The following is a 26,259-nucleotide window of genomic DNA, read 5'->3' as shown; positions in this document are numbered from 1 at the left end:
TGCGCGTCAGGCGCCTAGACTCCGCGGGACATGCACCTCAAGCGCGTGATCCCGTGCCTGGATGTCGCCGACGGCCGCGTCGTCAAGGGCACCAACTTCGTCGGGCTGCGTGACGCGGGCGATCCGGTGGAGCTCGCCGAGCGCTACGACGCCGAGGGCGCCGACGAGGTCATCTTCCTCGACATCACGGCCACGCACGAGGGGCGCGAGACGATCGTCGACCTCGCGCGTCGGACGGCCGACAACGTGTTCATCCCGTTCACGATCGGCGGCGGCATCCGCTCGGTCGCCGACGCCCAGGGCGTCCTGGACGCGGGGGCCGACAAGGTGTCCATCAACTCCGCGGCGGTCGCGCGGCCCGAGCTCATCGACGAGCTGGCCGAGCACTTCGGCTCCCAGTGCGTCGTGCTGGCGATCGACGCCAAGCGCCGGGTCGACGCCTCGCAGCCCGACGGCTGGGAGGTCTTCGTCGCCGGGGGGCGCACGCCGACCGGGCGCGACGCCGTCGAGTGGGCGGTCGAGGGCGTCCGGCGCGGCGCGGGCGAGATCCTGCTGACCTCGATGGACCGCGACGGCACCAAGGACGGCTATGACCTCGACCTGACCCGCGCGATCGCGGAGGCCGTGGACGTGCCGGTCATCGCCTCGGGCGGCGCGGGCTCGCTGGACCACCTCGTCGACGCGCTGGAGGCCGGCGCTGACGCCGCGCTGGTCGCGTCGCTGTTCCACTTCGGGGAGCACACCGTGCAGGAGGCCAAGCAGCGCCTCGTCGCGGCGGGTGTCTCCGTCCGGCCTTGACGCCGGAGCCGCGCGGCCACTGGCTGAAGGCCGTCGGCCACGCCAAGGGCCCGCTGCCCGAGGCCTGGCTGGCCGACCCCGAGCGCGCGGCGGTCCGGCTCTCGCGCACCGGCTTCCCGCGCCGTCCGCGGATGCGCCCGGGCGATCGGCTCGTGTTGTACGCGTCGGTCTGGAAGCGCGTGTTCGCGATCGCCGAGGTGACCACCGAGCCCTCCGACGCCGCGCCGCCCGGCGGCGCTCCCCGATCCCAGCGGTGGCCGTGGTGGGTGGCGATCGAGCCGCTGGTCGTCATCCCGCACCTGGAGAACGCGCCGCCGGTCGAGGCGATCGGCGTGCCGCCGCGCTCGATGTCCCAGCAGTCGCACATCCGGCTGACGCCCCGGCAGCACGAGCTTGCCGTCGAGGCCCTCGGCGCGGTCGGCGCCTGAGCCAGGCTCCGCGCGCGCCGGTGCCGCCGAACGGTCGCCTGTAGTTTCGATTTGCAGGGCTTTCACCGCTGCGGCAAGTGAGCGGCAAGCGGGGTGCGGGGGCCGGCTCGCCGATGGCAAGGGGGCGGCAAGGGCCGACGTTCACAGTTGCCGCCATGACCGCTCCCTCCCCGACCTCCCCGACCTCCCCGACCTCCCCGACCTCCCCGACTCCCGAGGCCGTGCCGACCGTCGCGCTCCCCGGCGACGGCGAGCTGCGGTGGTACCGCGACCGCCTCGTGGACCTGCGCCTGACCGGCGCCCAGACCGGCGAGCGGATCTCGCTGGTCGAGATCGAGATGCCCGCGGGCGCCGACACGCCGCTGCACCGCCAGCCCTTCGACGATGAGACGCTCTACGTCCTGTCCGGCACGCTGGTCGTCCACATCGACGGCGACGAGCACGCCGTCGGCGCCGGCGGCATCGTCTTCATCCCACGCGAGACGCCGCACGCGCTGCGCGCCGAGGACGACGTCAAGCTCATCATCTTCGGCATCCCCGCCGGCCAGGAGCGCTACTTCCGGGCGCTGAGCGTCCCGGCGCCCGGCCGCAAGCTGCCGCCGCCCGCGACCGCGCCGCCGCATCCGGCGGCCGCGATCGCCGTCCAGCAGACCGCGTTCCTCAACGGCGTGGAGCTGCTGGGGGATCCGCCGTTCGAGGCCGCCGCCGTGTAGGACACCATGTCGCCCGCCCGCATCGTCACCAACCCGGCCAACGGCGAGCAGCTGACCTGGCTGGACGGCCATCGCGCCGAGCTACGCGTCTTCGGCGCCGGGCGCGGACGGCGCGAGCCGCAGGTCGACCCGGAGGCCGCCAAGCGCTTCACGGTCCTGCGCGGGCGCATGGCGATCGTGGTCGAGGGCGTGCTCAACGTCGTCGAGGAGGGTGGGACGATCGCGGTCCCGCCGGGCGCCGAGCACACGTGGTGGTCGACGCGCGCCGGCGAGCTGTGCCTGTACCTCGAGCGCTGACCGCCGACATCCGATGCTCAGTTTCCCGTCGCAACGGGAAGGACCGGGCGCATGGCGATCTTGGAGCTGGTGCAGCCGCGGCCGGACTGGATGGGCGCGCTCGGGATGGCGTTGCAGCGACCGCCGGGCGTTCCCGAGCGCCGCGGCGGCGAGGACCCGTGGAACCCCGACACGCGGGCGTTGGCCCAGCGCCCGCGGCGGATCTCCGACGACCTGGCGTGGTTCCGCCAGGCGCTGGACGACCCCGCCGACGCCGGGCTCAAGCCGATCGACGAGACCGCGTCGGTCGCGGCCTGGGAGAGCGCGGACACCGACCTGACCGCGCGCCTGAGCCGGCTGGACGCGCGCGGCATCCTCGACGCGGCGGGTTTCATGCTGCACGACCCGGACATGGCGTTGCTCTAGGAGATCCCCATACGATGCGCGGATGTCCGCCACGCAGCCGCGCATCGTCTTCCACCTGCTCGGGCCGTCGCACCCCTGCGCCGCGGTCGAGGCGGCGCTGAAGCTCAAGGGCCTCGACTACGAGCGCGTCGAGCTGCAGCCCGGCGCGCACGTCGAGCGGATGGCGGAGATCTACGGCGCCGAGCGCACGACGGTCCCGGGCGCGGTGATCGACGACGAGCCGGTCCACGGCTCCAACGCGATCCTGGAGCGGCTGGAGGCGATCGCGCCCGAGCCGTCGCTGTTCCCCGACGGCGAGCTGGGGGAGCGGGTCGTCGAGGCGATGGCCTGGGGCGACGCCGAGCTGCAGCCGCTGGGCCGCAGCCTGCCGTGGGGCTCGCTGCACTTCCGCCCCGAGGCGGCCGGGACGTTCGCCGCGCACGACGCGCCGCCCCTGGACCCGGCGGGCACGGACTTCGCCATCAAGTTGATCCGCGGCACGTGGAAGTACCACAAGCTCACCGCGGTCCGGCTGGCCGACGACCTCGCCGGGCTGCCCGCGAAGCTCGACCGCGTCGACGCCTACGTGGCCGACGGCGTCCTCGCCGGCGAGCAGCCCAACGCCGCCGACCTGCAGATCGGCTCGACGCTGGCGGTCCTGCGCACGGTCGGCGACGTCCGCGCGCTGATCGACGGCCGCCCGGCCGAGCAGGTCGCCCGCAGGTGGTTCGACGAGCGGCCGGGCCTCGTGCCGGTCGGCGCGTTCCCGGCAGGCTGGGTGCCGTCGGCGTAACGCGGCGCGGCCGGCGGCCGCGCGCTCCACGACCGTCACGCCGCGCGCATCCTCGCCGGGCTGCCACGCCAGACGCGCGACCCGACGCCGTCCACGACCTCACGCCGAGACGTTCGCCCAGGCGTGGCTGCTCCGGGCGCGCGACGAGTCCGGGGATCGCGCGCAACGTCCTGCCGACCGTCGGCCGGCGCGTCCTAGGTGATCGTCAGCCCGCCGTCGACGGGCAGGGTCTGGCCCGTGATGTAGCCCGATGCCGGCGAGGCGAGGAAGACGACGGTCGCCGCCAGCTCCTTGGGGTCGCCGGTGCGGCCGGCGAGGATGCGGTACTTCATCATCTCGAGGTACTCCGGCGGGTACTGGTCGGTCATCTCGCTCGCGAAGAAGCCCGGAGCGATCGAGTTGACGCGGATGCCCTTGCGGCCCGTCCACTGCTGGGCGAGGTCGCGGGTGAGGCCGTTCAGCCCGGCCTTGGAGGCGCTGTAGGCGGCCTGCGGCAGCCCGGCGGTCGTGATCCCGAGCACCGACGAGATGTTGACGATGCTGCTGCCCGGCTCCATCACCTTGCCGGCGGCCTGCGCGCACCAGTAGGCGCCGTTGAGGTTGATGTCGATGACGTCGCGGAACTGCTCGGGGGTCTCGCGCGTCGCCGGGACCGCGGTGCCGATGCCCGCGTTGTTGACCAGCACGTCCACGCGGCCGAGCTGGGCGACGGTCTCGTCGATCAGCCGCTGGGCGTCCTCGGGCCTGGTCACGTCGGTCGGCACCGTGATCGCCCGGCGGCCCGCGTCCTCGACGAGCTTCTTGGTGTCCTGCAGGCGATCGGCGCGGCGGGCGCCGAGCGCGACGTCCGCGCCGGCCTCGGCCAGCGCCTGGGCGAACGCGACGCCGAGGCCGGACGACGCGCCGGTGACGACGGCGACCTTGCCGTCGAGGCGGAACGCGTCGGCGACGGGGGACAGGGCAGGGGACATCGGGCCTCTCTCGATCGGGTTGGGTTGGTTCGGGTTGGGGGAGACGCCTACCGGCGGGCGTCTCGGATCAGCGACGGAAGCTTCAGCACCAACTTGGGCGCGTCCCGGCGCGAGCGGGCGATCGCGCGGTCGACGTCGGCCGCCACCGACGGGCCGTGCACCGGTGGCCCGTGGCCGACCAGCAGCCACTCGGGCGCCATCCCGCGCAGTCGGCCGGGCGGCGTCATCCGCACCATCGGGTGGACGCCGACCGCGCCGTCGCCGACCGCGAAGGCCGGGACGGTGCCGAGCACCTCGGCGACGACCAGCCCGCGACGCTCCGGCCACCACAGCGCGGCCTCGCGCCAGAACCGGTTGCGGATCACGCGCAGCGTCTGAAACGGCGCGTCCGGGACCGCGTCGGGCACCTTGAGGTGCGGGACGTTCAGCCGCGCCGCGATCGCCGCGCAATCGCGGTTGTGGCGATCCAGCAGCTGGACCACGGCGGCGGGCGCGCCAAGTTCCGCCACCCGGCCCAGCGCCCGCGCGTCGTCGACGGGATCGACCAGCCAGACGCGTCCCGCGTCGACGATGGCGTGGGAACCGCGCTGCATCGGCTCCTCCATGACCCAGCTGAGCCCCAGCGGGTGCTCCACGATCCGCGTCATCGCGCGCACGCTATCGCGCCCACCTATTAGGGAACCCGACATCGCCGCTTAGGTGTCCCTAAGATCTCGCGAATGCTTCCGACGTTCGTGATCGGCCTGCGCGAGGGTGTCGAGGCCGCCCTCATCGTCTCGATCATCGCGACCTTCCTCCGCCAGGAGGGACGCCAGGACGCTCTGCGTTGGGTCTGGGTCGGCGTGCTCTCCGCCGGCGCCATCTGCCTGGCGATCGGCGTGATCCTGCAGATCATCGACGAGGACCTGCCCCAGAAGCAGCAGGAGGGGCTGGAGACGATCGTCGGCGCGGTCGCCGTCGGCATCGTCACGTTCATGCTCGTCTGGATGCGCAAGAACGCGGCCGGGCTCGGCAAGGAGCTGCGCGAGCACACCGCCAGCGCGCTGCGCGACGGCTCGGTCAAGGCGCTGATCGGCATGGCGTTCTTCGCGGTCTTCCGCGAGGGCCTGGAGACCGCGGTCTTCCTGCTGGCCGTCTTCCAGCACACCGACGACCCGGCCACCGCGGGCACGGGCGCGATCCTCGGCCTGCTGGCCGCGATCGTCATCGGCTTCGCGATCTACCGCGGCGGGATCAAGCTCAACCTGACCCGCTTCTTCCGCTTCACCGGCCTCGTGCTCGCGCTCGTGGCCGCCGGCCTGGTCGCCTCGACGCTGCACACCGCGCACGAGGCCGGCTGGATCAACTTCGGCCAGGACCAGGCGCTCGACCTGACCTGGCTGGTCGTGCCCGGCACGTGGACCGCGGCGCTCCTCACGGGGATGCTCGGCCTCCAGCCGCAGCCGACGACGGTCGAGGTCGTGGGCTACCTGCTGTACGCCGTCCCCGCCATCACCTACATCTTGTGGCCCGCGCGCAAGAAGAAGCCCGCCAAGGAGGGCCGCATGAAGTCCACCGTCATCGCGTCGACGCTCGTGATCGCCGCCGCCCTGCTGCTCGCCGCGTGCGGCTCGGACAAGTCGTCCGGCTCCGCGGCCGGGGGCGGGAGCACCAAGCAGGTCGCGGTCAAGCTGACCGACGCGGGCTGCGAGCCGGCGCAGATGAAGCTGGACGCCGGCCGGGTGGAGTTCAAGGTCACCAACGGCGGCACGGGCCGCGTGAGCGAGTTCGAGGTCCTGAGCGGCTCGCGCATCCTGGGCGAGAAGGAGAACCTCGTCGCCGGCCTGTCGGGCTCGTTCACGGTCAACCTCGAGCCGGGCGAGTACGCGCTGTCCTGCCCGGGCGGCAAGACCAACGCGACCGGCGTCCTGACCGTCGGCGGCAGCGCCGTCGCGGCGGCCGGGTCCGACGACCCGCTGCTGAAGTCGGCCACGGCGTCCTACGCCTCCTACGTGACCGCCCAGACCAAGGTCCTGGTGTCGCGCACGCAGAAGTTCGTCGACGCGGTCAAGGCCGGCGACCTCGAGCAGGCCAAGTCGCTGTTCGCCTCCACGCGCGCGCCGTACGAGACGATCGAGCCGGTCGCCGAGTCCTTCGGCAACCTCGACCCCGAGATCGACGCGCGCGTCAACGACGTCGCGAAGGGCACGCCCTGGACGGGCTTCCACCGGATCGAGCAGGGCCTGTGGGTCAAGAAGACCACGAAGGGCCTGGAGCCGATCGCCGACAAGCTGCTGGTCGACGTCAAGCGCCTGCAGACCAAGACCACCGGGTTGACCTACCAGCCCGAGGAGCTGGCCAACGGCGCCAACGGCCTGCTGGACGAGGTGTCGGCGTCGAAGATCACCGGCGAGGAGGACCGCTACTCGCACACGGACCTCTCGGACTTCGAGGCCAACGTGGCGGGCTCCGAGTCGGCGTTCGGGCTGCTCGCGCCGGCGCTGAAGAAGTCCGATCCGGCGCTGGCGACGACGATCGCCTCGCGCTTCGACGCGGTCAACGCGGCGCTGGACAAGCTGAAGCAGGGCGGCACGTTCCCGAGCTACGACACGGTGGACAGCGCGCAGCGCAAGCAGCTGTCGCAGCTGGTCGACGCGCTGGCGGAGCCGCTGTCGAAGGTCGCGTCGAAGCTGGAGTCCTAGGGGACGGCGCCCGGGCGCGCTCCGCGGCCCGACGCCGAGCGCCGCCCGATACCCTCAGATGGGAATGGGTCCCAGCAGCACGAACCACCACGGCCACGGTCACGACCACGGCGCCACCGGCGAGCCGTGGGCCGAGCGGGCCGCGTCGGCGCTGGCCGACGCCGGCTACCGGCGTGGCGGTGCCCGCGCGGCGCTGATCGGGCTGCTCGACGCGCAGTCGTGCGCGCTGAGCGCGGCGGAGATCGAGGACCAGCTCAAGGGCGGCGCGAGCCGTCCGGTCGCGCGGGCGTCGATCTACCGGATCCTCGAGGAGCTCGAGGCGCTGAAGCTGATCACGCGCGTCGAGGTCGGCCAGGGCCTGGCGCGCTTCGAGGCCGCGCGCGAGGAGAACCATCACCATCACATGGTCTGCGACGACTGCGGTCAGGTGATCCCGTTCGAGGATCCCGACCTGGAGCGGTCGATCGAGGCGCTGGCCGATCGCGTCGCGTTCACGGTCGCGGAGCACGACGTGGTGCTCCACGGCGCGTGCCGAGACTGCGCCCGCTAGACGCGCCGAGCGCCAGCGCGACCGCGTAGGCGCCGACCATGACCGCGGCGATCGACGCGCCGGCCGCGGTCCCCGCGTAGTAGGACAGGTAGATCCCGCCGATCCCGGCGCCGACGGCGATCGCCGCGGCCGCGAGCATCATGGTGGACATGCGCCGGGTGACCGCGCGGGCGCAGGCGGCGGGGCCGACGAGGACGGCGACGACGAGCAGGTTGCCCAGGCCCTGGACGGCGACCAGCAGCGCGCCGGCGATCAGCAGCAGCAGCGCGACGTCGACGGTCCCGGCGCGCACGCCGAGCGCGGAGGCGTTGAGGCGGTCGAAGCCCACCAGCAGCAGCCGCCCGTGCAGCAGCGTCAGCGCGGCCAGCACGACGACGGCCAGACCGCCGGCCAGCAGGAGGTCGGTGTCCGAGACGCCGAGGACGTCGCCGAACAGCAGCTCGCCGAGGCCGGCGGGCGTGCTGGGGGAGAGCGCCAGCAGCGCCCCGAGCCCCAGGAACGCCGTCACGACCACGGCGACCGCGGTGTCGCGACCCAGCACCGGCGTCCGCGCGGCGGCGGCGATCGCCAGCGCGGCGACGACCAGGCCGGCCGCGCCGCCGAGGATCAGCGGGAGGCCGGTCAGCGCGGCGAGCACCAGGCCCGGCAGCAGCGCGTGCGCCAGCGACTCGGTGGAGTACGACAAGTTGTAGAAGACGATCCAGCAGCCCAGCGCGCCGCCCGTCAGCCCGAGCAGCACGACCTCCAGGAACGCGCGGCGGTCGATCGACTGCTGCCAGGGCTCGACCAGCGAGTGCCAGACGGTGGCGAGCATCAGGCCGCGCCGTGGTCGTGCGCGTGGTGGCCGGGCAGCACGCACCGGTCGCCCGCGGGCAGCTCCACCAGCTCGGTCCCGTAGGTCAGCGCGAGCGTCTCGCGCGTGAGGACGTCGTCGGGCGCGCCGAAGGCGATCTGGCGCCGGTTGAGGCACAGCACGCGTTCCCAGTCGCGGGCCTGCTCGACGTCGTGGGTGGCGATCAGCAGCGCGCGGCCCGACGCGGCGAGGTCCAGCAGCAGCCGGTCCAGCAGCGCGGCCGACGGCGTGTCGAGCCCGACGTAGGGCTCGTCGAGCAGCAGGACCGGCGCGTCCTGGACCAGCGCGCGGGCGACGAGCACGCGCTGGCGCTGGCCGCCGCTGAGGTCGCCGAACGTCGCGTCGACGCGCTCGGCGAGGCCGACGTCGGCCAGCGCCTGGCGCGCGCGGGCGCGGTCGGCGCGGCTCGGCCGCCGCCACCAGGGCAGCGTCGAGAGCGTGCCCATCAGCGCGACGTCCAGCGCGGAGACCGGGAAGTCGAGGCGCGAGCGCTCGGTCTGGGGGACGACGCCGATCCGCGCCGGGCGCTCCAGCGTCCCGGCCGACGGCGTCAGCTCGCCCAGCAGCGCCCGGAACAGCGTGGTCTTGCCGCCGCCGTTGGGGCCGAGGACGGCGATCCGCTGCCCCGGCCGCGCGGTGAACGCGACGTCGCGCAGCACCGGCTCACCGCCGTAGCCGGCGGCCAGGTCGGCCACCTCCAGCAGCGCATCGGTCATGACGTCGCCGTCCCGAGCCGCAGGTGGGCGCCGCGCGCCAGGGCGGTCGCGGCGAAGACCGCGCCGCCGACGACCGCGATCGTCGCGCCGGGCGGCGCGTTGACCTCGACCGAGATCCACAGCCCCGCGACGCCCTCGACGAGCACGAGCGCGACGGTCGCCGCCTGCCACGGGCGCAGGCGGTCGACGACCAGGCGGGTGGTGGCGGCGGGCACGACGAGCAGCGCGGTCGACAGCAGCGCGCCGATCGCGTCCAGCGCCGCGACCGCGCAGGCGGCCACGAGGGCCAGCAGCACGAAGTCCGGCAGCGCCGAGCGCGCGCCGAGCGCCCGCGCCGAGTCGCGGTCGAAGCCGGCGGCCAGCCAGCGGCGGCCCAGCAGCGCGCCCGCCAGCAGCACGGCGACGCCGACGGCCGCCGCGACGACCTGGTCGGTGGAGCCGATGACCAGCAGCGAGCCGAACAGCATGCGCTCGACGCTCGCCTGGGAGTGGAAGACGTCGCTGGCCAGGATCACGCCCGCGGCCAGCGCGCCGACCAGCACCAGCGCGGTCGCCGAGTCGTACTCGGCGCGCCCGCGCGCGGCGATCGCCGTCACGCCGATCGCGACCAGCCCGGCCGTGGCCAGCGCGCCGAGCAGCGGCGAGAAGCCCAGCCCGTCGGCGAGCACCAGGCCCGGGAAGGCGGCGGTCCCGACCGCGTGGGCGTAGAAGCTCAGGCCCCGCAGGACGATCCACGTGCCGAGGATCCCCGAGCCGACGGCCAGGAGCACGATCTCGACGACGGCGCGCTGGACGAAGGGCAGGTCGAAGGGGGCGGGCACGACCCGGCGAGTATAGGGAAAAGAGACCAGGTCTCATGTTCGCCGCGCGTGGCGGCGACGCGAGGCGCTACTGCTGGCCCGTGTCCCGCCGGGTCCGCCACGCGACGAGGCGGCGGGCCAGGACGGGGGACAGCGACGTCGCCAGCGCGTCGGCCTCGGCGTCGGCCTGCGCGTCGTCGAGCCCGAGGACCTCATGGGCCAGCACGCGGGCGGCGTGGCGGCGCGAGGTCAGGACGAGCGCCGCGGAGGTGCCGTTGGCGGTCAGCGTGAGCGCGTCCGGCGAGACGAGGTCCAGCGCGCGCAGGCGCCGGATCATCTCCAGCGCCGTCGGGTGCGAGACCCCGACCTTGCGGGCCACCGCGGCCTGCGACGGCGGCGCGCCGCCGGCGTTCAGGTCGCGCAGCGCCAGCAGGTAGCGGGCCTCGCCCTCGGTCAGCTCCATGCACGGCGCATGCTCGAGACCGGGTGCGGTGGAGTGGCTGGAGGACTTGGACGGCATCGCTGCTTCCAGCCTACCGGGACGCGGTGACGTCGCGTGTCGGATTTTGGACGCTCAGCGGTGTGCGAGCCCCTGCCGCAGGGCACCGGCGATCTGGGCCAGCGCCCGGCCGCTGCTGCGCACGCCCGCGGTGTTGAAGAAGCCGTGCAGCTGGTCGTGGCGCTGGGCGGCGACCTTCACGCCCTCCTCCCGCATCCGCGCCACGTACGCGTCGCCCTCGTCGCGCAGGACGTCGGGCAGGCAGGTCGCCACGTAGGCGGGCGGCAGGCCGCGCAGCGTCTCGGCGCGCAGCGGCGACGCCCGCCACTCGGTCCGCCGATCGACGTCCGGCAGGTACTTGCCCAAGAAGTAGTCCATCCCCGACGCGGTCAGCAGGTAGCCCTTGGCGAACGTCCGGTGGGACGGGTAGGTCCCGGCGACGTCGGTCGCCGGGTACAGCAGCAGCTGGAAGACCGCGTCGGGCAGCCGCTCGTCGTCGCGCGCGTGCAGCGCGGTCACGGTCGCCAGGCAGCCGCCCGCGCTGTCGCCGCCGACGGCCAGCCGGGCCGGGTCCGCGCCCAGCGACGCCGCGTGGTCGGCCGCCCACGCGTAGGCCGACACCGCGTCCTCGACCGCCGCGGGATAGGGATGCTCCGGGGCCAGCCGGTAGTCGACCGACAGCACCCGCACGCCGCTGAGGTGCGCGAGCATCCGGCAGCCGGCGTCGTGGGTCTCGACGCTGCCCTGCACCCAGCCGCCGCCGTGGAAGTAGACCAGCAGCGGCCCCGGCGACGGGGCGGCCGCCGGCACGTACAGGCGCACCGGGATGTCGCCGCCGCGCCCGGGCGCCCGGTGGTCGCTGACCGTCAGCGGCAGGCCCTTGGTCGGGGCCGCCAGCCCGCGCGCCTGCAGCGCCAGCCGCCGCCGCTGCTCGGGCACCGGCGCGGCGTCGCTCATCCGGTCGGGCGTGATCGCCGCCAGCTTGCCCAGCAGCAGCGCCTCCGGGTGGATCCCGGCGACCTCCGCGGGCGGCCGTCCGGCCAGGCGCGCCAGCACACTCGGCGGCAGCTTGAACAGCGCGCGGGCGACGTAGGAGCCCGCCCAGGCCTCCAGTCGGCCGGGCAGCAGCGTGAGCGTGGTGGTCAACAGGTCTCCTCTTCCTGGATCAACAGCCACGGGCAGCATGCCAGGTTCCGCCACGTCCATGTTGTACGCGAAGCGGAAAGGGGTATTCCAGAACCGTGAACCGCGCCTCCGGCCTGCCCGACGACACCTTCTGGATCGTCGTCGACGATGAGCAGGGGGTCCCGTGCGTGCGCCTGTCCGGCGATCTCGACCTCGCCGCGCTCGGGCGCCTGCGCACGGTCCTGCGGCCGCTGATCGCCTCCCACGGCGCCGAGCGCGTGACGATCGACCTCGACGCGGTCGACCTCGTCGAGACGGTCTCGGCGAGCTTCCTCGCGCGCGAGCAGCTGCGCGCCCACGCCGAGGGCGTCGGCCTGGAGCTGCGCGGAGCGCGCGGCATCGCGCGGCGCCTGCTGGCGTTGGCCGGCGCCCGGCAGAACAGCTGAGCGTCCGTCGGCGGACATGATGAAGATGGTTCCCCCGATGGGGTGAGCCACTCACCGGTGGAGCCGGTCGATCACCGGAGCGGAAGACATCGCTCCAACGATCGAAGGAAGACGGAAGACGAAGGTGAAGATGCCAGACCAGCGCCTCGGCGCAGGAGCTGGCCGCCTCGGCCGCCGAGCTGGAGCGCCTCGTCGGCCGCTTCACGCTCAGCGCGTAGCCGGGGCCGCCGCGCATGCCCGGTAGGCGTGCGCGGCGGTCACCACCGCGCCGGTCGTCGTCCTGACGGCGACCGACACGGTGACCTTGCCCTTGGGCAGCCGGTGGATCGTGATCGGCCCGGTCCCGCGGACGGTCTTGACGACCTTGCCGTCGAGCTTGACGACGGCCCGCGTGATCTTGTGGCCCTTGGGCCGGAGCAGGCGGATGCGCAGCGTGCTGGGGCCCTTGGCGGGGCAGGACCGCGTGGCGGGCAGCGACACGAACCGCGAGGCGCGCAGCTTCGTCGCCGGACGTCCGCCGCCGCCGGTCGGCGGCGGCGCGCCGCCGTCCGTCGCGGGCGGCGGGGCGGAGGCGATGGGATCGTCGTCGAGGATCGTCACGGTCGCGCTGCCGGCGCCGATCGTCGCGCCGGACACGTCGGCGAGCCGGACCGTGAACGACCTGGTGTCCTCGTGGACGTCGTCGTCGACGATCGGGACCGTGACCCGCGCCGTCGCGGCGCCGGGCGCGAACGTCTCGGCGACCGGCGTCCCGTAGTCGCTGCCGGCCTTGGCCGTGCCGTCCTCGGCGACGGCGGAGAACGTCGGCGCCGGGTCGGCCACCAGCGAGCGCGTCACGGTCAGGCGCGCCACGCCGTCGGCCTCGGAGACCGTCGCCCCGGCGATCGACAGCGACGGCCCGCACCACGCGGGCGGCCGCGCGGCCTCGCGCTCGGCCACCGGCCAGGTCTGGTCGGTGTAGAAGCAGAGGTACTCGGTCTCGGTGACCGGTCCGTCGAACACGGTGGGCACGAGGTCGGCGGAGCTGCTGTTGGAGACCGACGGCGTGTCGTTGTCGATCAGCAGGCGCGCGGGCACCGTGCTGGGCGCGCGCAGGACGAGCAGGCCGCGGCCGGAGTCGGGGTCGTCCTGGGCGTACCAGGTGCCGGTCCACGTGTCGCGCGCGCAGAAGTTGATGTTGCAGGTCGTGGCGACGCTGTCGTTGTAGCCCGTGTCGCTCGGCCACAGCGTGTGGCTGTAGGGCGAGCGCGGCATGCGCGGGACGTAGGGGCGCAGGTGGCGCTGGGTGAAGACGGCGGGCTCGTCGGGGTCGAACGCGAAGCGCCGCGTGACCGCGAACTGGTCGCCGTCGGTGAAGCGGTAGGTCGTCTGGACCGGCTGCCGGCCCTCGTTGCCGTCGCAGCCGTCCTCGGTGACCTGGCTGTCGATCCGGACCACGCCGTCGCCGAGGCTCTGCCAGGTGCCGCGCGAGCCGGCGGCGACGAGGTCGGCGCGCGGGGAGGGCTCGGCGTAGCTCTGGCCCCAGGTCTCCTGCGCGTCGCCGCAGCCGCTGACGCCGCCGTCGGCCGCCAGGTCGACGCCGTCGCCGATCCCGAGCCACCGCAGCGTGGTCAGCTGCTCGGGGTTGGTGGCGTCGAAGGTCGCCGTGAGGCGTGGCGTGGTGACCGTGCGGGTGGACGGGTCGACGCTGACCGACGCGGCGGCTCCGGGAGCCGTGACGGCCAAGGCGAGGACCGCGACGGCGAGAGGGCGCAGGCTGCTCATCGCCGGTAATCCTGCACAGGCTTGTGTTCAAAACGCAAGCCCGAGAGGTCGACGATCTTGACCTGTCATCTAGAGTTGACGATCGACCACTATGGATGCCGCCGCTGAGCTCCCGCTGGACGACGACCTCGAGGCGCTGTCGACCCGGGTCGGCGCCGCGGTGGCGCGGTTGCGCGACGGCAAGCGGTGGTCGCTGGGCGAGCTGGGGCGCGCCTCGGGCCTGTCCAAGACGATCCTCGCCAAGATCGAGCGGGGCGAGGGCAACCCGTCGATCGAGACGCTGTGGCGCGTGTCGCGCGCGCTCGACGTGCCGCTCGGCGCGCTGCTGAGCCCGCCGGTGCGCTGGCCGCGCGTGCGGGCGGTCCCGTCGCGCTCGGGCGAGGCGATCGCCTCGGAGTCCGGGATGTCGGCCTGGCTGATCAACTCCGCCGGGCACGAGCACCGCTCGGAGGTCTTCGACCTCGACCTGCCGCGCGGGACCGACCAGGTGACCGGCGCCCACCTGCCCGGCACCGAGGAGGTCATCGTCTGCGTCAAGGGCCGCGTGCGGGTCGGGCCCCACGACGCCGAGGCCGAGCTGGGGCCGGGAGACGCGGCGTGGTTCACGGCCGACGTCCCGCACCACTACCACGCGCTGCGCGACACGCGCGCGTTGTGCTACATGATCTACCCGAGCGCGCCCCAGGCCGCGACGGGCGAGGAGCCGCGGCCGTGAAGGACGGCGGTGCCGCCCAGCCGATCGTCGCGGGCGTCGTCGCCGCGCTGGTCGGGTTCGCGTCGTCGTTCGCGATCGTGCTCGCCGGCCTGCACGCGGTCGGCGCCTCCGACGCGCAGGCGTCGTCGGGGCTGCTGACGCTCAGCGTCGCGATGGGCCTCACCGGCGTCGCGTTGTCCACCATCTACAAGATGCCGCTGAGCGTCGCGTGGACGACGCCGGGCGCCGCGCTGCTGGTCGCCGCCGGGCCGGTCTCCGGCGGCTACCCGGCCGCGCTGGGCGCGGTCGTCCTGGCGGGCACGCTGATCGTGATCGCGGGGCTCTGGGCGCCGCTGACCCGCCTGCTGACGATGATCCCCGGCGCGCTGGCCAGCGCGCTGCTGGCTGGCGTGCTGCTGCCGGTCTGCATGGCGCCCGTCCACGCGGTGGTCGACGTGCCCAAGCTCGCGGCGCCGATGGTCGTGGTCTGGCTGGTGCTGTGGAAGGTCGCGCGCCGCTGGGCGGTCCCGGGCGCGCTGGCCGCCGCGGCGATCGCGGTCGCCATCGACCCCGTCGACCACGCGGGCGGCACGCACCTGCTGCCGCAGCTGACGTGGACGACGCCGGCGTTCGACCTCGGCACGCTGCTGGGCCTCGGGCTCCCGCTGTTCGTGGTGACGATGGTGTCCCAGAACGTCGCGGGCATGGCGGTCCTGGCCGCCCACGGCTACCGCGCGCCGATGCGGCCGGTGCTCGCGGTCACCGGCGCGGCGACGGTCGCGGGCGCGCCGCTGGGCGCCCAGGGCGTCAACCTCGCGGCGATCACCGCCGCGATGGCCGCCGGTCCGGATGCCGGCCCGGACCCCGCGCGGCGCTGGCTGGCCGGCGCGAGCGCGGGCGCCATCTACTTCGTCATCGGCCCGTGCGCGGGCCTGGCGACCGCGCTGCTGACCGCCTCGCCGCCGGTGCTGATCGAGGGCGTCGCGGGCCTGGCGCTGCTCGGCACGCTCGGCGCCGCGCTGCGCGCCGCCACCGACGACGACGAGCGTCGGGACGCCGCGATCGTCACCTTCGCGGTCACGGCCTCGGGCGTCACCGCGCTGGGGATCAGCGCGCCGTTCTGGGGCCTGGTCGCCGGGCTCGGGCTGCTGGCGGTCCAGACCGCGCGCTACGGTCGCCCCAGCCGTGTCGCCGCCGAGCCAGAGCCCGAACACCCCGCCGCCGAGCCCGCCGCCGTCGAGACCTGATCGCCGCCTGGCGATCGATCGCCTGGCGACCGAGGGCGTCGTCGAGGTGCGCCTGCTGGACGGCTTCGCGGTCGGGGAGGGCCCGATCCGGGACCCGCACCGCCACGACTACCACGAGCTGCTGTGGCTGCGCGAGGGCGAGGGCGTCCAGCTCGTCGACGGCGAGGCCTACAAGATCGTCCCCGGCACCGTGACCGTGATCGCCCGCGGGCAGGTCCACCAGTTCCAGCACGCGCGCGGGCTGCGCGGCGGGCTGCTGCGGATCACCGACGCGGCGGTCGGCGGCGCCGAGGGCCGGCTGCTGGGCCGTCGCGGCGCGGCGGTCATCGCGGTGCCGCCCGGCGAGGGCGACCGCTATGAGTCGGTCCTGCGCGCGCTGCACGCCGAGACGCGCCGCCCGCCCGATCCCTACGCGGCCGACCTCGTCCGGCACCTCACCGCGACGTTGTTGTCGTGGTTGGCCCGCTGGCAGGACGCCGCGCGCGCCGAGCGCCCGCAGGCTGACGACGCCGACGTCGCGCTGCAGGGCCGTTTCGCCGAGCTGCTGGAGCGCGACCACGCGCGTCACCACGACGTCGCCCACTACGCCGACGCGCTCGGCGTGCCCGCCGCGGCGCTGTCGCGCGCGCTGGTCGCCGTCACCGGCCGCGCGACCAAGGAGCTGATCGTCGAGCGCGTGATGACCGAGGCGATGCGGCTGCTGCGCTTCACGGACCTCACCGTCGGCGAGGTCGCCTTCCGCGTCGGCTACTCCGACCAGCTGTACTTCTCGCGCGCGTTCAAGCGCTACGCGGGGCGCGCGCCGCAGGCCTATCGCTCGGAAGTCCATGGATCGGCGCCGTTGTCCCATACCGGGGGCGGTCCGGCCGGGCGACACTGAAGGCATGGCCAATCCCTTCGCCGACGTCACCACCGGCCCGGCCGCCGAGGGCGTCTCCACGCTGCCGGAGACGCTGCGCCTGGGCGCCGTCCACCTCACGGTCACCGATCTGGACCGCTCGGTCGCCTGGTACCAGGCCGCGCTCGGCCTGCACGTCCACCGCCAGGACGTGGGCGTCGTCGCGCTGGGCGCGGGGGAGGAGGACGTGATCGTCCTGCACGAGGACGCCACCGCCACGCCGCCGCCGCGGCGCGGCTCCGGCCTGTACCACTACGCCTTGCTGTACCCGACGCGCGAGGAGCTGGCCCGCGCCGCGCTGCGCCTGGCCGCGATGCGCACGCCGATCCAGGGCGCCTCGGACCACGGCACCCACGAGGCCATCTACCTGCCCGACCTCGACGGCAACGGCATCGAGCTGGCCGCCGACCGCCCGCGCGAGCGGTGGCCGTCGCCGGCGGAGGAGTTCTCGCGCGGCGGCCCGATGCCGCTGGACTTCGACGCGCTGCTGGCGACGGTCGAGGGCGAGGGCCCGGCCGCCGCGCAGGTCCGGCCGGGGCTGCGCGTCGGCCACGTGCACCTGCACGTCGGCGACCTCTCCGAGGCCCTGGCCTTCTACCGCGACGCGATCGGCTTCGACGTCTGGGCGATGATGCCGACGGCCGCGTTCGTCTCGGCCGGCGGCTACCACCATCACCTGGGCCTGAACACCTGGCGCGGCGTCGGCGCGGCGCCGCAGCGGCCCGGCGTCGTCGGCCTGCGCCACTGGACGATCGTGCTCGCCGCGGTCGACGACGTCGCGGAGGTCCGCGCGCGCGTGCGCCAGGCGGGCCTCGACGCCGAGGACGTCGCGGGCGGCTTCGCGGTCGTCGATCCGTTCGGGATGACCGTGCGGATCGTGGTCGCCGGGACACGCTGAACGCGCCCAGCAGGGCCGCACGCTGTCGCTTCGTGGACGAACGGGCACGTTTTTCTGTGCGAATTCGTCCTCTCGCGTTGCGATTTGATGGGGACTTCTGAGAGGGTCGCGCGCGTCATCGCGCCGCGACCGGCAGCACGGCGGCGCCCCATCCGCAGGAGGAGAGAACCCGATGAAGATCAAGCGTGCGGCGGCCGCCCTGGCTGCCGTCGCGGCGTGCGCGGCCGTAGGCGCCCAGAGCGCCGCGGCCCTGCCCGTCGTCTACAACTTCCCGACCGCGCTGGCCGCCTCGGTGGCCAACCCCGGCGGGACCCCGGCGGGCGCCAACGTGGCGTGCACCCCGTCGGCGGCGCATCCGCGCCCGGTCGTGCTCGTCAACGGCACGTTCAGCAACGCCATCATCAGCTGGAACGCGTTCGCGCCGCTGCTGAAGAACAACGGCTACTGCGTGTACACCTTCAACTACGGCGGGCCGCTGGTCCTGGGCCAGGTCGGCGCGCTGGGCCCGATCGCCGCCTCGGCGAGCGAGCTGAAGACCGAGGTCGACAGCGTCCTCGCGTCCACCCACGCGTCGAAGGTCGACATCGTCGGCTGGTCGCAGGGCGGGATGATGCCGCGCTACTACCTCAAGAACCTCGGCGGCGCCGCGAAGGTCAACGCGCTGATCGGGCTCTCGCCGTCCAACCACGGCACGACGCTGGACGGCCTCGCCACGCTCGCCGGCTACATCCCCGGCGCGCTGAGCCTCGTCGGCTCGGCCTGCCCGGCCTGCCAGGACCAGGTCGTCGGCTCGTCGTTCCTGACCGCGCTCAACGCGGGCGGCGACACGGTGCCGGGCGTCAAGTACACGGTGATCCAGACGCGCTACGACGACGTCGTCACGCCCTACACCTCGGCGTGGCTCAGCGGGTCCAACGTCACCAACATCCTGATCCAGAACAAGTGCATCCTGGACCTCGGCGACCACCTCTCGATGCCCTACGACCACGTCGTCGGGCGCGAGGTCCTCAACGCGCTGGACCCGGCCCACGCGAGCTCGACGCTCTGCACGCCGGTCGTCGCGGCGGTCGGCGGATAACCACCGGGCGGTTGTCTCGGCAACGAGTCGGACATGATGGTGGGCGTGCGGGATCGCACGCCCACCACCGCCACGTCCCCGATCGAGGCCGACCCGACGGGTCAGGCCGAGTTCGAGACGCTGCGTGCGGACACGCGCGCCGACGAGGGCAAGCGGCTGCGCAACGGCATCGTCTCGCTCGTCATCCTCGTGGTCCTGGTCGGGGCGCTGCTGCTGGCGGTGCCCGGGCTGCGCGACGTCGCCGACAAGATCTCCGACGTCGCGCCCGGCTGGGTGGGCCTGGCGATCGTGCTCGAGATCCTGTCCTGCGTCGGCTACACGCTGGCGTTCTGCGGGATCTTCTACCGCGTGCCGACGCTGCTGGCCGTGCGCACCGCGCTGTCGCAGATGGCCTTCGGCGCCGTGCTGCCGGTGGGCGGCGCGGGCGGGATCGCGATCGGCGCCTGGGTCACCAAGGCCAAGGGCGGGTCGCTGCGGCGCTTCATCGAGCGCTCGGCGGTCCTGTTCCTGCTGACCAGCGGCGTCAACGCGGCGACGCTCGCGCTGGCCGGGATCCTGGTCGGCGTCGGCCTGCTGCACGCGCCGCACTCGATCGTGCTCGGGCTCGTGCCGGGGCTGGTCGCCTGCGTGGGCATCGGGATCTTCTGGGTCGTGCCCGCCGCGGCCCATCGCTTCGCGCTGGTCGAGGACGCCGGGCGCATCGTGCGCTGGATCCACACGACCGCGCGGGTCGTGCAGGACGCCAAGGAGGAGGTCCGCCACCCGTCGTGGCGCGTGATGGGCGGCTCGGTCGCCTACCTGTGGTGCGACATCGCGATGCTGTGGGTGGCGTTCCGCGCCTTCGGGCACGCGCCGCCGGTCGGCGCGCTCACGCTGGCGTTCATCATCGGGTACCTGGGCAACATCATCCCGGTGCCCGGCGGGATCGGCGCGTTGGACGGCGGGCTGACGGCGGCGCTGGTCCTCTATGGCGCCGACCCCACGTCCTCGGCCGCGGCCGTCCTCGTCTACCACGCGATCGTGCTCTGGGTGCCGACGCTGCTGGGCACGATCGCCTTCCTGCGGCTGCGCCGGACGCTCGACGAGCCGCTCGTGCTCAAGCCCGAGCGACGTACCTGAGCGCCTGCGCGACGACGAGGTCGTCGAGGTTGCCGAGCGCGATGGTGGCGTCGACGAGATGCAGGCCCCAGGACGGGTCGGGGTTCGGCTTCAGCGTGGGCGCGCCGGGCAGCGGTGAGATCCTCAGGACGTGCGCGCCGTTCTCGGTGACGCACCTTCCCGTGTAGGCCTGGGTCTGCAGCCACGGCGTGGAGACGCCGGAGGGCATCGGCATCCCGACCTGCGTGGTCAGCGCGCCGATCGTCGTGCCGGGGGCGAACGGGGCGGACGGGAAGATGGTGGTCAACGTGGCCGGGCCGCCGCTGGAGAGCGCCGCCGGGTTGGTGCACAGCACCGTGCCGCCCTTGCTCTGGGCGAGGCCGCCGAGGCTGCCGCTGCGGCCGAAGACCGCGTTGGCCGGCGGGGTGGCGTCGAACGTGGAGAACGCGACGACGCACCCGAGCTGGGTGTTCCGCCGGCACGCCGGGATGTGCTTGAAGTCCTTGGTGGTGACGTTGCCGCCGAGCAGGATCGCGGAGACCAGGCGCCTGCGGACGGTGGGCTTGGGGTCGACCTCCTCGGCCAGCAGCCGCCGCAGCACCGCGGTGCCCTGGGAGTGGCCGATGAAGACGATGCCGCGACCCTTGTTGTCGTGCTCGAGGTAGTCGCGGAAGGCGTCGCGCACGTCGGCGTAGGCGGTGTCGCGCATCTTGGTCGTGACCGTCGCGGGCTGGAGGAGGCCCTGGAGCGTGATCTGGCGGTAGACCGGCGCGTAGATCCGGCAGGCCGAGTTGTAGCGGGCGGCCTGGTAGAGCGCGATCGACCGCAGCTCGGGGTCGATCCGCTTGTTGGCCTCCGGCGTCTTCTGGTCGCTGACCGTCGGATAGACGTAGAAGCAGTCGACCGACTTGGTGCCCTTGCGCTTCGGGGCGGCGACGGGGCCCTTGACCGCGCCGTCGGGGCTCAGCAGCGTCGTCCCGTCGCCGACGGCGCACGGGTTGGACGCGAGGCCCGGCCGGCACAGCCAGGTCGTCTTGGCGGACGACGCCGTGGGGAGGGCGCACGCGAGCAGCGCGAACAGCGCCGCGGCCGGGACGGCACGCAACAGTCGGGACATGCGTCGCACACTAAGCGCTAGCCGAGCGCGGCGGCAAGGACCTTCCGCGCGATGGGCGCGGCGGCCTTCCCGCCGGCGCCCGCGCCGACCAGCATGACCCCGACGGCGACCTTCGGGTCGCTCGCGGGGGCGAAGGCGACGAACCAGGCGTCGGTGTTGCTGGGGTCCGATCCGCCGTTGCCGGTGAAGCGCAGCTCGGCGGTGCCGGTCTTGCCCGCGACGGTCACGCCGGGGAGCGCGGCGGCGGTGCCGGTGCCGCCGCGGACGACGCCGATCATCATGTCGCGGACCTGGCCGGCGACCTTCGCGCTGACCGCGCGGTTCTTGATGATCTTGTCCTCGGAGACGACGCGCGGCTTGGCGCGGACGCCGTGGTTGCCGATCGTGGCGGCCACCGACGCCATCCCCAACGGCGTGGCGAGGTCCTTGTTCTGGCCGATGGCGGCCGAGCCGACGTTGATGGCGTCGGGCAGGTCCTTGGCGGCGGGGATCGTGTTGGGCTTGGCGACCGGGACGCGCGGCGTCTCGTTGAAGCCGAAGGCCTCGGCGCGCTCGACCAGGCGCTGGGCGCCGACCTTGACGCCGAGCGGGGCGAAGACCGAGTTGCAGGAGTCGGCGAAGGACTGGGCAAGGCTGCCGCCGCAGGACTCGCCCGAGGCGTTGGCGAGCTTGACGCCCGAGAGCGTCGCGCTGGTCTGCACCGGATAGGACGACGAGGGCGTCGCCTTGCCGCTCGCGAGCGCCGCGCTCAAGGTGATGATCTTGAAGGTGGAGCCGGGCGGCTGGGGCGCCGAGACCGCGATGCCGGCCAAGGCGTACACGTCGCCCGTGCGCGGGTTGAGCACGGCGACGCCGCCGAGCTTGGAGCCCAGCGCCTGGGTCGCGACCCGCTGCAGGCCGGGGCGCAGCGTCGAGTGCACCGACTTGCCCGGCGTGGCCGCGACGCGGACGATCCGCCGCTTGCCGAAGCGCAGCTCGGCGCCGTCGCGGCCGGAGAGGCGGTCGCCGTAGCGGGCGTTCAACCCCTTGTAGAAGAGGCCGAGCGTCGGGTCGACGCGCAGCTGGGAGCCGTCGCGGGTCTTGACCGTGCCGGGGTCGGCGGTCTGCAGCGTGCGGCGGCGTGGGGTCTCGCCGGTCCGCAGGCCGGGCAGCCGCAGCGCGGGGTCCCAGCGGACGCCGTCCTGGGAGACCGGGAGCGTGAGCGTCCCGCGCAGCGTGCCGAAGAGGTGGGTGGTGACCGCGACCGGGACCTTCACCTTGCCGCCGCTGGGCTTGCTCGCGGCGCCGGCGCGGCGGGCGCGCGTGGTCGCGGCGGCGTCGGCGGTCTTGATCAGCTCGTCGAAGCGGGCGCGCGGGTACTTGGCCCGCGTCGCGGGGTCCAGCGCGTCCCACATGGCCGCGGTGTCGCGCTTGGCGTAGGCCTTGATGAAGCGGTCGGCGGCCGCGCGCTGGCGGTCGACCTGGCGGTTGTGGTGGACGACGAGCGCGATCGCGCCGCCGACGACGCCGAGGATCAGCAGCGGGACGAGGTAGACCAGCGGGTTGCGTCGCCGGCGGGCGCCGCCCGCGTAGCCGCCGAAGCCGCCGCCGCCACGGCGTCCGCGGCCTCCGCCGCGCCGTCCGCCACGGCCGCCCGCGCGGTGCCCGGGCTCGAGCCACGGCGCGCTCGCTCGGGAGCGCGGTGGCGCCGAGGCGAAGATGGAGCGACGGCGACGGCGTGGCACGGACGTCCTGTTTAGCGTGCCGGGGCCCGCGATGCGACGGTCGCACGCTGACCTGCGGGATTCGGTGTTGTGGGCTGGTGATAAAAGCCTGCCGCCTGGCTCTGGTCATCGCACAAGAAGCCGCGCGCGGTTGGCGCCAAAGTGCAAAGACATGAGCCGTGCCGAGCGTTACGCCAACCTCGCGGGGGTGGTCGTCCCGTTCGCGGGCGTCCTGATCGCGATCGTCCTGCTGTGGAACTCGTGGGTCGACGGGATCGACCTCGCGGTCCTCGCCGTGATGTACCTGGCCACGGCGGTCGGGGTGACCGTCGGCTTCCACCGCCTGCTGACACACCGCTCGTTCGCGGTCGACCCGTGGCTGGAGCGCACGTTCGCGCGCCTTGGGCAGCTGAGCGTCGAGGGCAGCGTGCTGGACTGGGTCGCCGACCACCGCAAGCACCACGCGCACACCGACGTCGAGGGCGACCCGCACTCCCCGCACGTCGGGCACGGGTCCGGCTTCTCCGGGCTCTGGCACGCGCACACCGGCTGGCTGATGGAGACCCAGGGTCAGGCGGACTGGAAGAAGTACTGCCGCGACCTGTACGAGGACCCGAAGATGAAGGCGATCGGGCGGCGGTTCCCGTGGTACGTGCTGGCGTCGCTGCTGATCCCGACGGCGTTGGGCTTCGTGCTGCACGGGTTCACCTGGCAGGGCGCGGTGCGCGGGTACGTCTGGGGCGGCCTGGTCCGGATCTTCCTGGTGCACCACGTGACGTGGTCGGTGAACTCGGTCTGCCACTACTTCGGCTCGCGCCGGTTCGACATCGAGGATCGCTCGACGAACGTGTTCTGGCTGGCGCTGCCGTCGCTGGGGGAGTCCTGGCATCACAACCACCATGCCTTCCCGCGGTCGGCGAAGCACGGGCTGAAGCGGTGGGAGATCGACCTGTCGGCGATGATCATCGGCGGGCTGGCGCGGGTGGGGCTCGCGCGCGATGTGGTGGTGATCCCGCCGGAGCGCCAGGAGGCCAAGGCGATGAAGCGGGAGAAGGTGGCGGTTTAGGCGCCGGCGCCGGCGCCGGCGTTGGTGGCGTCCGGCGCGGTTGTTGTTGGTGGCGCTTTTGGGGTGGGCAAGCTCATCGAGAGGGCGAGCGCTTGAGGTGACGCCGGCGCTGCGGGCCGTCCGTGGGCTCGGGGTTGCGACCTGCGTGGGCGTTGGTGGCGGCGGGGCCGGGGTGGGGGTGGTGCTTCTGTCATCCAGACATCAGACCCGGCTCGGCTCTGCGCGGACGAGTGGCACATCGGGGTCGTCTGGCGACCCCGATGTGCCATCGATCTCGAGGACCGTTCCGAGTTCGGCCGCGAAGCGAGGGTGCGCCACACCGAGCCGGGGTTCAGGTCTGGATGCGGGTCCCGCCCACCAGCGCCCCGCGCCACCCGCAGAGCCCGCGCCGGACGCCACCAACGCCAACGCCAGCGCCGTCGCCGGCGCCAGCGCCCTAAGCCGCCGACTTCACCTTCGGCTGCACCGGCTTGCGGCGCCCCGCGTGGGCCAGCGGCGCCTCGGCGCGGATCTCGGCCAGCAGCCGCGCTCCGAAGTCCCGGTGCGGCTCACCGGGCTGGAGTCCGCCGCCGGCCGGCGGGAAGAACCGGACCGCTAGCCGCGGTCGGGACCGAGGGAACTTCGGCACGTCCACCGTCCCGACCACCGAGCAGCAGACCACCACGGCCTCCGGCACCGCCTCGGCCAGCCGGCCGAAGCCGGACCGGGCGGGAAGCTCGCGGCCCAACGACCGCGTCCCCTCCGGGAACACGCCGATGCAGGCGCCGGCTCGCAGCTCCTCGACCGCGCGGGCGATCGCGCCCTGGTCGCCCTTGCCACGGTCGATCGGGATCTGGCCCATGCCGTCGAGGACGGCGCCGATCCCGGGCTTCCACAGCGAGGACTTGGCCAAGGCCTTGATCTGGCGCTTGGGCAGCGCGGCCACGCCGATCGCGACCGTGTCCCAGTAGCTGTCGTGGTTGCCCGCGAGGAGCACCGGGCCGTCGGCGGGGAGGTGCTCCAGCCCGGAGACCTCCATCCGGCCCCACCACTTGACGGCCGGCGTCGAGAGGGCCATGACGAAGCGGTAGGCGGGCGTGATGGAGGCCATGGCCACCATCTTGCCCGATCACCAGGCCTACTGCTCCGCGGAGTCCTGGCGGCGCAGCTCGGACTTGTGGACGGCGGCCGCCTTCGCCGCGGCCTTCGCGCTGGTCGCCGTCCAGTCGACCGCCACGAACGGCAGCTTCAGCGCGGCCTGCCAGGTCGAGGCGTCGGTCGTGCCGGTCACCGGGATCCCGTTGGTCGTCTGCAGCGCCTGGACCGCCGCGATCGTCGCCGTGTCGTACTTGCCGGTCACCGTCACGGTCGGATAGGTCTGCGTGAGGTGCTCCTGCAGCCAGATGACCTCGTCGCCCTTGGCGCCCTTGCCGAGCGCCGGGTACCCCGGATCGGGCTCGGCCGCCGTCACCGCGGGCGCGGGCTCGTTGAGCACCTTCCAGTGCGCGGCGTCGGTCGCCTGCCAGCTCCACCACGACAGGCCCTCGGCGCCGTAGGCGCTCCACAGCTGGCGGAAGCGGCGCAGGTCGGCGGCGGGCGGGTTGTCGTAGGTCTGGCCGAGCGGCGCGATCGCCGTCTGGTAGATCCGGTTGTGGGCGAGCGTGTGCGCGCTGATCGCGTCGACCGTCCCGCCGATGTCCTTCCAGTACACCTGCGGCAGGTTGGCCTGCGCGCCGCCCGGACCCAGGAACACCGAGAACGGCAGCCCCGGGTGGTAGTCGACGTAGGGGAACGAGGTCAGCCCGATCGGGTAGTTGGCGCCGACCGCGGCGCGGATCGCGGTCATGTACTTCTGGGCCGCGGCGTACTTGCCCTCGTAGGCGGACTCGGCGTCGATGACGAAGCAGTCCGCGCCCGCCTGGATCGCGGCGATCGCCACGTTGGCCTCGCCCGCCGGCGAGTTCCCGTACACGAACTGCCAGGCACAGGCCTTGATGCCGTGCTGGCGCAGCGCGCCGATCAGCAGCGGGCCGAACTGCGCCCACGGCGTCGTGCCGTCGCCCGCCTTGACGTACACGGTGGTGATCCCGGCCGCCGCGGCGCGCGCGGCGATCGCGTCGACGTTGCCGCCCTCGGTCTTCTCCATCTGCCAGATCCACATGCCGTTGCCGCGGAACGCGTCCGGCAGCGGGCCGCCGCCGGTCGTCGCGGGCCGCGTCACCGGCTTGGGCTGCTCGAGCACCCGGATCTTCATGACGTTGGACCGCCGCCCGGCGGTGTCGCGGACGGTCACCTGGACCGACCCGGGCCGCGTGCCCGGCGGGACGCGCGCGACCCAGCCGGCCTTGCCGTGGTGCAACTTGGTGGCCAACGCGCCCTTCGACCACCGGAACGTCACGCGCATCCCGAGCCGCAGCTTGGTCCCGCGCAGCTGGACCTGCTTGCCCACGCGGACCGCCACGCCGGACCTGCACGTCGACGCCTTCACCGGGACGCAGCGCACGTTCGCCAGCTTCGGCGCCCGCGGGTTGGCGGCGTCGGCGCTCGCCGGCAGCGCCGCGGCGGCGCAGGCCATCAGCAGGGCGGCGGCGGAGCGGGACAGGCGTCGGCGTCGGCGCGGCATCGCCGTTCGAGACTCGCGCGCGCCGCCGAAGTTGCGGTCG

28 protein-coding genes are annotated in these 26,259 nt (G+C 73.8%); 16 read left to right on the top strand and 12 right to left on the bottom strand.

Annotated elements, in window-relative coordinates:
- Nucleotides 1-30: 30 nt before the first annotated feature.
- The 6 genes from hisF (at nt 31) to VFG42_RS06885 (ending at nt 3,413) form a co-directional block, all read left to right on the top strand.
- Nucleotides 31-798, top strand: a complete 768-nt coding sequence (gene hisF / locus VFG42_RS06910; RefSeq protein WP_324906658.1) for an imidazole glycerol phosphate synthase subunit HisF — start codon at nt 31-33, stop codon at nt 796-798.
- Nucleotides 795-1,226, top strand: coding sequence for a hypothetical protein (locus tag VFG42_RS06905; protein WP_324906656.1), 432 nt, complete (start codon nt 795-797; stop codon nt 1,224-1,226). Before hisF ends, VFG42_RS06905 begins: the two co-directional genes overlap by 4 nt.
- A gap of 155 nt (nt 1,227-1,381) precedes the next feature.
- On the top strand, nt 1,382-1,939 hold the full coding sequence (locus VFG42_RS06900; protein ID WP_324906654.1) for a cupin domain-containing protein: 558 nt from the start codon (nt 1,382-1,384) through the stop codon (nt 1,937-1,939).
- A gap of 6 nt (nt 1,940-1,945) precedes the next feature.
- A complete protein-coding gene (locus VFG42_RS06895; protein ID WP_324906652.1) occupies nt 1,946-2,236 on the top strand; it encodes a hypothetical protein in 291 nt (96 codons plus the stop codon).
- Between the two features lie 51 nt (nt 2,237-2,287).
- A complete protein-coding gene (locus tag VFG42_RS06890; RefSeq protein WP_324906650.1) occupies nt 2,288-2,641 on the top strand; it encodes a hypothetical protein in 354 nt (117 codons plus the stop codon).
- 22 nt (nt 2,642-2,663) lie between these two features.
- Nucleotides 2,664-3,413 carry a glutathione S-transferase family protein gene (locus VFG42_RS06885; protein ID WP_324906648.1) on the top strand — a complete coding sequence of 250 codons (750 nt, stop codon included), beginning with the start codon at nt 2,664-2,666 and terminating at the stop codon, nt 3,411-3,413.
- A gap of 194 nt (nt 3,414-3,607) precedes the next feature.
- Here the strand turns inward: VFG42_RS06885 and VFG42_RS06880 are convergent, their stop codons facing one another.
- Nucleotides 3,608-4,384: a 3-oxoacyl-ACP reductase family protein gene (locus tag VFG42_RS06880; RefSeq protein WP_324906646.1), complete on the bottom strand. Its 777-nt coding sequence runs from the start codon at nt 4,382-4,384 to the stop codon at nt 3,608-3,610.
- Nucleotides 4,385-4,431: 47 nt separating this feature from the next.
- A complete protein-coding gene (locus VFG42_RS06875; protein ID WP_324906644.1) occupies nt 4,432-5,031 on the bottom strand; it encodes a hypothetical protein in 600 nt (199 codons plus the stop codon).
- A 72-nt stretch (nt 5,032-5,103) separates the two neighbouring features.
- On the opposite strand from VFG42_RS06875, the gene efeO reads away from it, so the two are divergent.
- Nucleotides 5,104-7,065, top strand: coding sequence for an iron uptake system protein EfeO (gene efeO / locus VFG42_RS06870; RefSeq protein ID WP_324906642.1), 1,962 nt, complete (start codon nt 5,104-5,106; stop codon nt 7,063-7,065).
- Between the two features lie 64 nt (nt 7,066-7,129).
- Nucleotides 7,130-7,615 carry a Fur family transcriptional regulator gene (locus VFG42_RS06865; protein WP_324906640.1) on the top strand — a complete coding sequence of 162 codons (486 nt, stop codon included), beginning with the start codon at nt 7,130-7,132 and terminating at the stop codon, nt 7,613-7,615.
- Here the strand turns inward: VFG42_RS06865 and VFG42_RS06860 are convergent.
- The 5 genes from VFG42_RS06860 to VFG42_RS06840 all read right to left on the bottom strand — a co-directional run bounded on the left by VFG42_RS06860 (nt 7,557) and on the right by VFG42_RS06840 (nt 11,629).
- Nucleotides 7,557-8,429 (bottom strand): metal ABC transporter permease, encoded by an 873-nt coding sequence (locus tag VFG42_RS06860; RefSeq protein ID WP_324906638.1) that lies wholly within the window; start codon nt 8,427-8,429, stop codon nt 7,557-7,559. The two genes, VFG42_RS06865 and VFG42_RS06860, sit on opposite strands and share 59 nt — an antisense overlap.
- Complete coding sequence (locus VFG42_RS06855; RefSeq protein WP_324906636.1) at nt 8,429-9,184, bottom strand: metal ABC transporter ATP-binding protein; 756 nt, start codon at nt 9,182-9,184, stop codon at nt 8,429-8,431. The genes VFG42_RS06860 and VFG42_RS06855 overlap by 1 nt, the downstream gene beginning before the upstream one ends.
- A complete protein-coding gene (locus VFG42_RS06850) occupies nt 9,181-10,005 on the bottom strand; it encodes a metal ABC transporter permease (RefSeq protein WP_324906634.1) in 825 nt (274 codons plus the stop codon). The genes VFG42_RS06855 and VFG42_RS06850 overlap by 4 nt, the downstream gene beginning before the upstream one ends.
- A 67-nt stretch (nt 10,006-10,072) precedes the next feature.
- Nucleotides 10,073-10,447, bottom strand: coding sequence for a hypothetical protein (locus VFG42_RS06845; protein WP_324906632.1), 375 nt, complete (start codon nt 10,445-10,447; stop codon nt 10,073-10,075).
- Between the two features lie 111 nt (nt 10,448-10,558).
- Nucleotides 10,559-11,629: an alpha/beta hydrolase gene (locus VFG42_RS06840; RefSeq protein ID WP_324906630.1), complete on the bottom strand. Its 1,071-nt coding sequence runs from the start codon at nt 11,627-11,629 to the stop codon at nt 10,559-10,561.
- Nucleotides 11,630-11,724: 95 nt separating this feature from the next.
- Between VFG42_RS06840 and VFG42_RS06835 the strand changes: the two genes are divergently transcribed.
- Nucleotides 11,725-12,054: an STAS domain-containing protein gene (locus VFG42_RS06835; RefSeq protein ID WP_324906628.1), complete on the top strand. Its 330-nt coding sequence runs from the start codon at nt 11,725-11,727 to the stop codon at nt 12,052-12,054.
- 207 nt (nt 12,055-12,261) lie between these two features.
- On the opposite strand, the gene VFG42_RS06830 is transcribed toward VFG42_RS06835, so the two are convergent.
- Complete coding sequence (locus VFG42_RS06830) at nt 12,262-13,818, bottom strand: Calx-beta domain-containing protein (RefSeq protein ID WP_324906626.1); 1,557 nt, start codon at nt 13,816-13,818, stop codon at nt 12,262-12,264.
- A gap of 91 nt (nt 13,819-13,909) precedes the next feature.
- Here VFG42_RS06830 and VFG42_RS06825 point away from each other — a divergent pair, with 91 nt between their 5' ends.
- The 6 genes from VFG42_RS06825 to VFG42_RS06800 all read left to right on the top strand — a co-directional run bounded on the left by VFG42_RS06825 (nt 13,910) and on the right by VFG42_RS06800 (nt 19,752).
- Entirely contained in the window at nt 13,910-14,533 is a 624-nt protein-coding gene (locus tag VFG42_RS06825) for a helix-turn-helix domain-containing protein (RefSeq protein WP_324906624.1), read from the top strand.
- Nucleotides 14,530-15,759, top strand: a complete 1,230-nt coding sequence (locus VFG42_RS06820; RefSeq protein WP_324906622.1) for a benzoate/H(+) symporter BenE family transporter — start codon at nt 14,530-14,532, stop codon at nt 15,757-15,759. The genes VFG42_RS06825 and VFG42_RS06820 overlap by 4 nt, the downstream gene beginning before the upstream one ends.
- The gene (locus tag VFG42_RS06815; RefSeq protein ID WP_324906620.1) at nt 15,698-16,639 is read left to right on the top strand and encodes an AraC family transcriptional regulator; all 942 of its coding nucleotides are present in this window, start codon (nt 15,698-15,700) and stop codon (nt 16,637-16,639) included. Before VFG42_RS06820 ends, VFG42_RS06815 begins: the two co-directional genes overlap by 62 nt.
- A gap of 4 nt (nt 16,640-16,643) precedes the next feature.
- Nucleotides 16,644-17,555 carry a VOC family protein gene (locus VFG42_RS06810; RefSeq protein WP_324906618.1) on the top strand — a complete coding sequence of 304 codons (912 nt, stop codon included), beginning with the start codon at nt 16,644-16,646 and terminating at the stop codon, nt 17,553-17,555.
- 172 nt (nt 17,556-17,727) lie between these two features.
- Nucleotides 17,728-18,633, top strand: a complete 906-nt coding sequence (locus VFG42_RS06805; protein WP_324906616.1) for a lipase — start codon at nt 17,728-17,730, stop codon at nt 18,631-18,633.
- 45 nt (nt 18,634-18,678) lie between these two features.
- On the top strand, nt 18,679-19,752 hold the full coding sequence (locus tag VFG42_RS06800) for a lysylphosphatidylglycerol synthase transmembrane domain-containing protein (protein ID WP_324906614.1): 1,074 nt from the start codon (nt 18,679-18,681) through the stop codon (nt 19,750-19,752).
- On the opposite strand, the gene VFG42_RS06795 is transcribed toward VFG42_RS06800, so the two are convergent.
- Nucleotides 19,730-20,848, bottom strand: a complete 1,119-nt coding sequence (locus VFG42_RS06795) for a DUF3089 domain-containing protein (protein WP_324906612.1) — start codon at nt 20,846-20,848, stop codon at nt 19,730-19,732. The genes VFG42_RS06800 and VFG42_RS06795 overlap by 23 nt on opposite strands.
- Before the next feature lie 17 nt (nt 20,849-20,865).
- The gene (locus VFG42_RS06790) at nt 20,866-22,572 is read right to left on the bottom strand and encodes a penicillin-binding transpeptidase domain-containing protein (RefSeq protein WP_324906610.1); all 1,707 of its coding nucleotides are present in this window, start codon (nt 22,570-22,572) and stop codon (nt 20,866-20,868) included.
- A gap of 151 nt (nt 22,573-22,723) precedes the next feature.
- Between VFG42_RS06790 and VFG42_RS06785 the strand changes: the two genes are divergently transcribed.
- Nucleotides 22,724-23,617 carry an acyl-CoA desaturase gene (locus tag VFG42_RS06785; RefSeq protein WP_324906608.1) on the top strand — a complete coding sequence of 298 codons (894 nt, stop codon included), beginning with the start codon at nt 22,724-22,726 and terminating at the stop codon, nt 23,615-23,617.
- Between the two features lie 436 nt (nt 23,618-24,053).
- Here VFG42_RS06785 and VFG42_RS06780 read toward each other — a convergent pair whose 3' ends face one another.
- Both VFG42_RS06780 and VFG42_RS06775 read right to left on the bottom strand, forming a co-directional pair.
- A complete protein-coding gene (locus VFG42_RS06780; protein ID WP_324906606.1) occupies nt 24,054-24,707 on the bottom strand; it encodes a lysophospholipid acyltransferase family protein in 654 nt (217 codons plus the stop codon).
- 27 nt (nt 24,708-24,734) lie between these two features.
- The gene (locus VFG42_RS06775; RefSeq protein WP_324906604.1) at nt 24,735-26,219 is read right to left on the bottom strand and encodes a peptidoglycan-binding domain-containing protein; all 1,485 of its coding nucleotides are present in this window, start codon (nt 26,217-26,219) and stop codon (nt 24,735-24,737) included.
- Nucleotides 26,220-26,259 lie beyond the last annotated feature (40 nt).

Origin of the sequence: Baekduia sp., from assembly GCF_035685985.1 — a bacterium.
Classification (GTDB): Bacteria; Actinomycetota; Thermoleophilia; order Solirubrobacterales; family Solirubrobacteraceae; genus Baekduia.
This window is presented reverse-complemented; position numbering and strand designations above follow the sequence as displayed.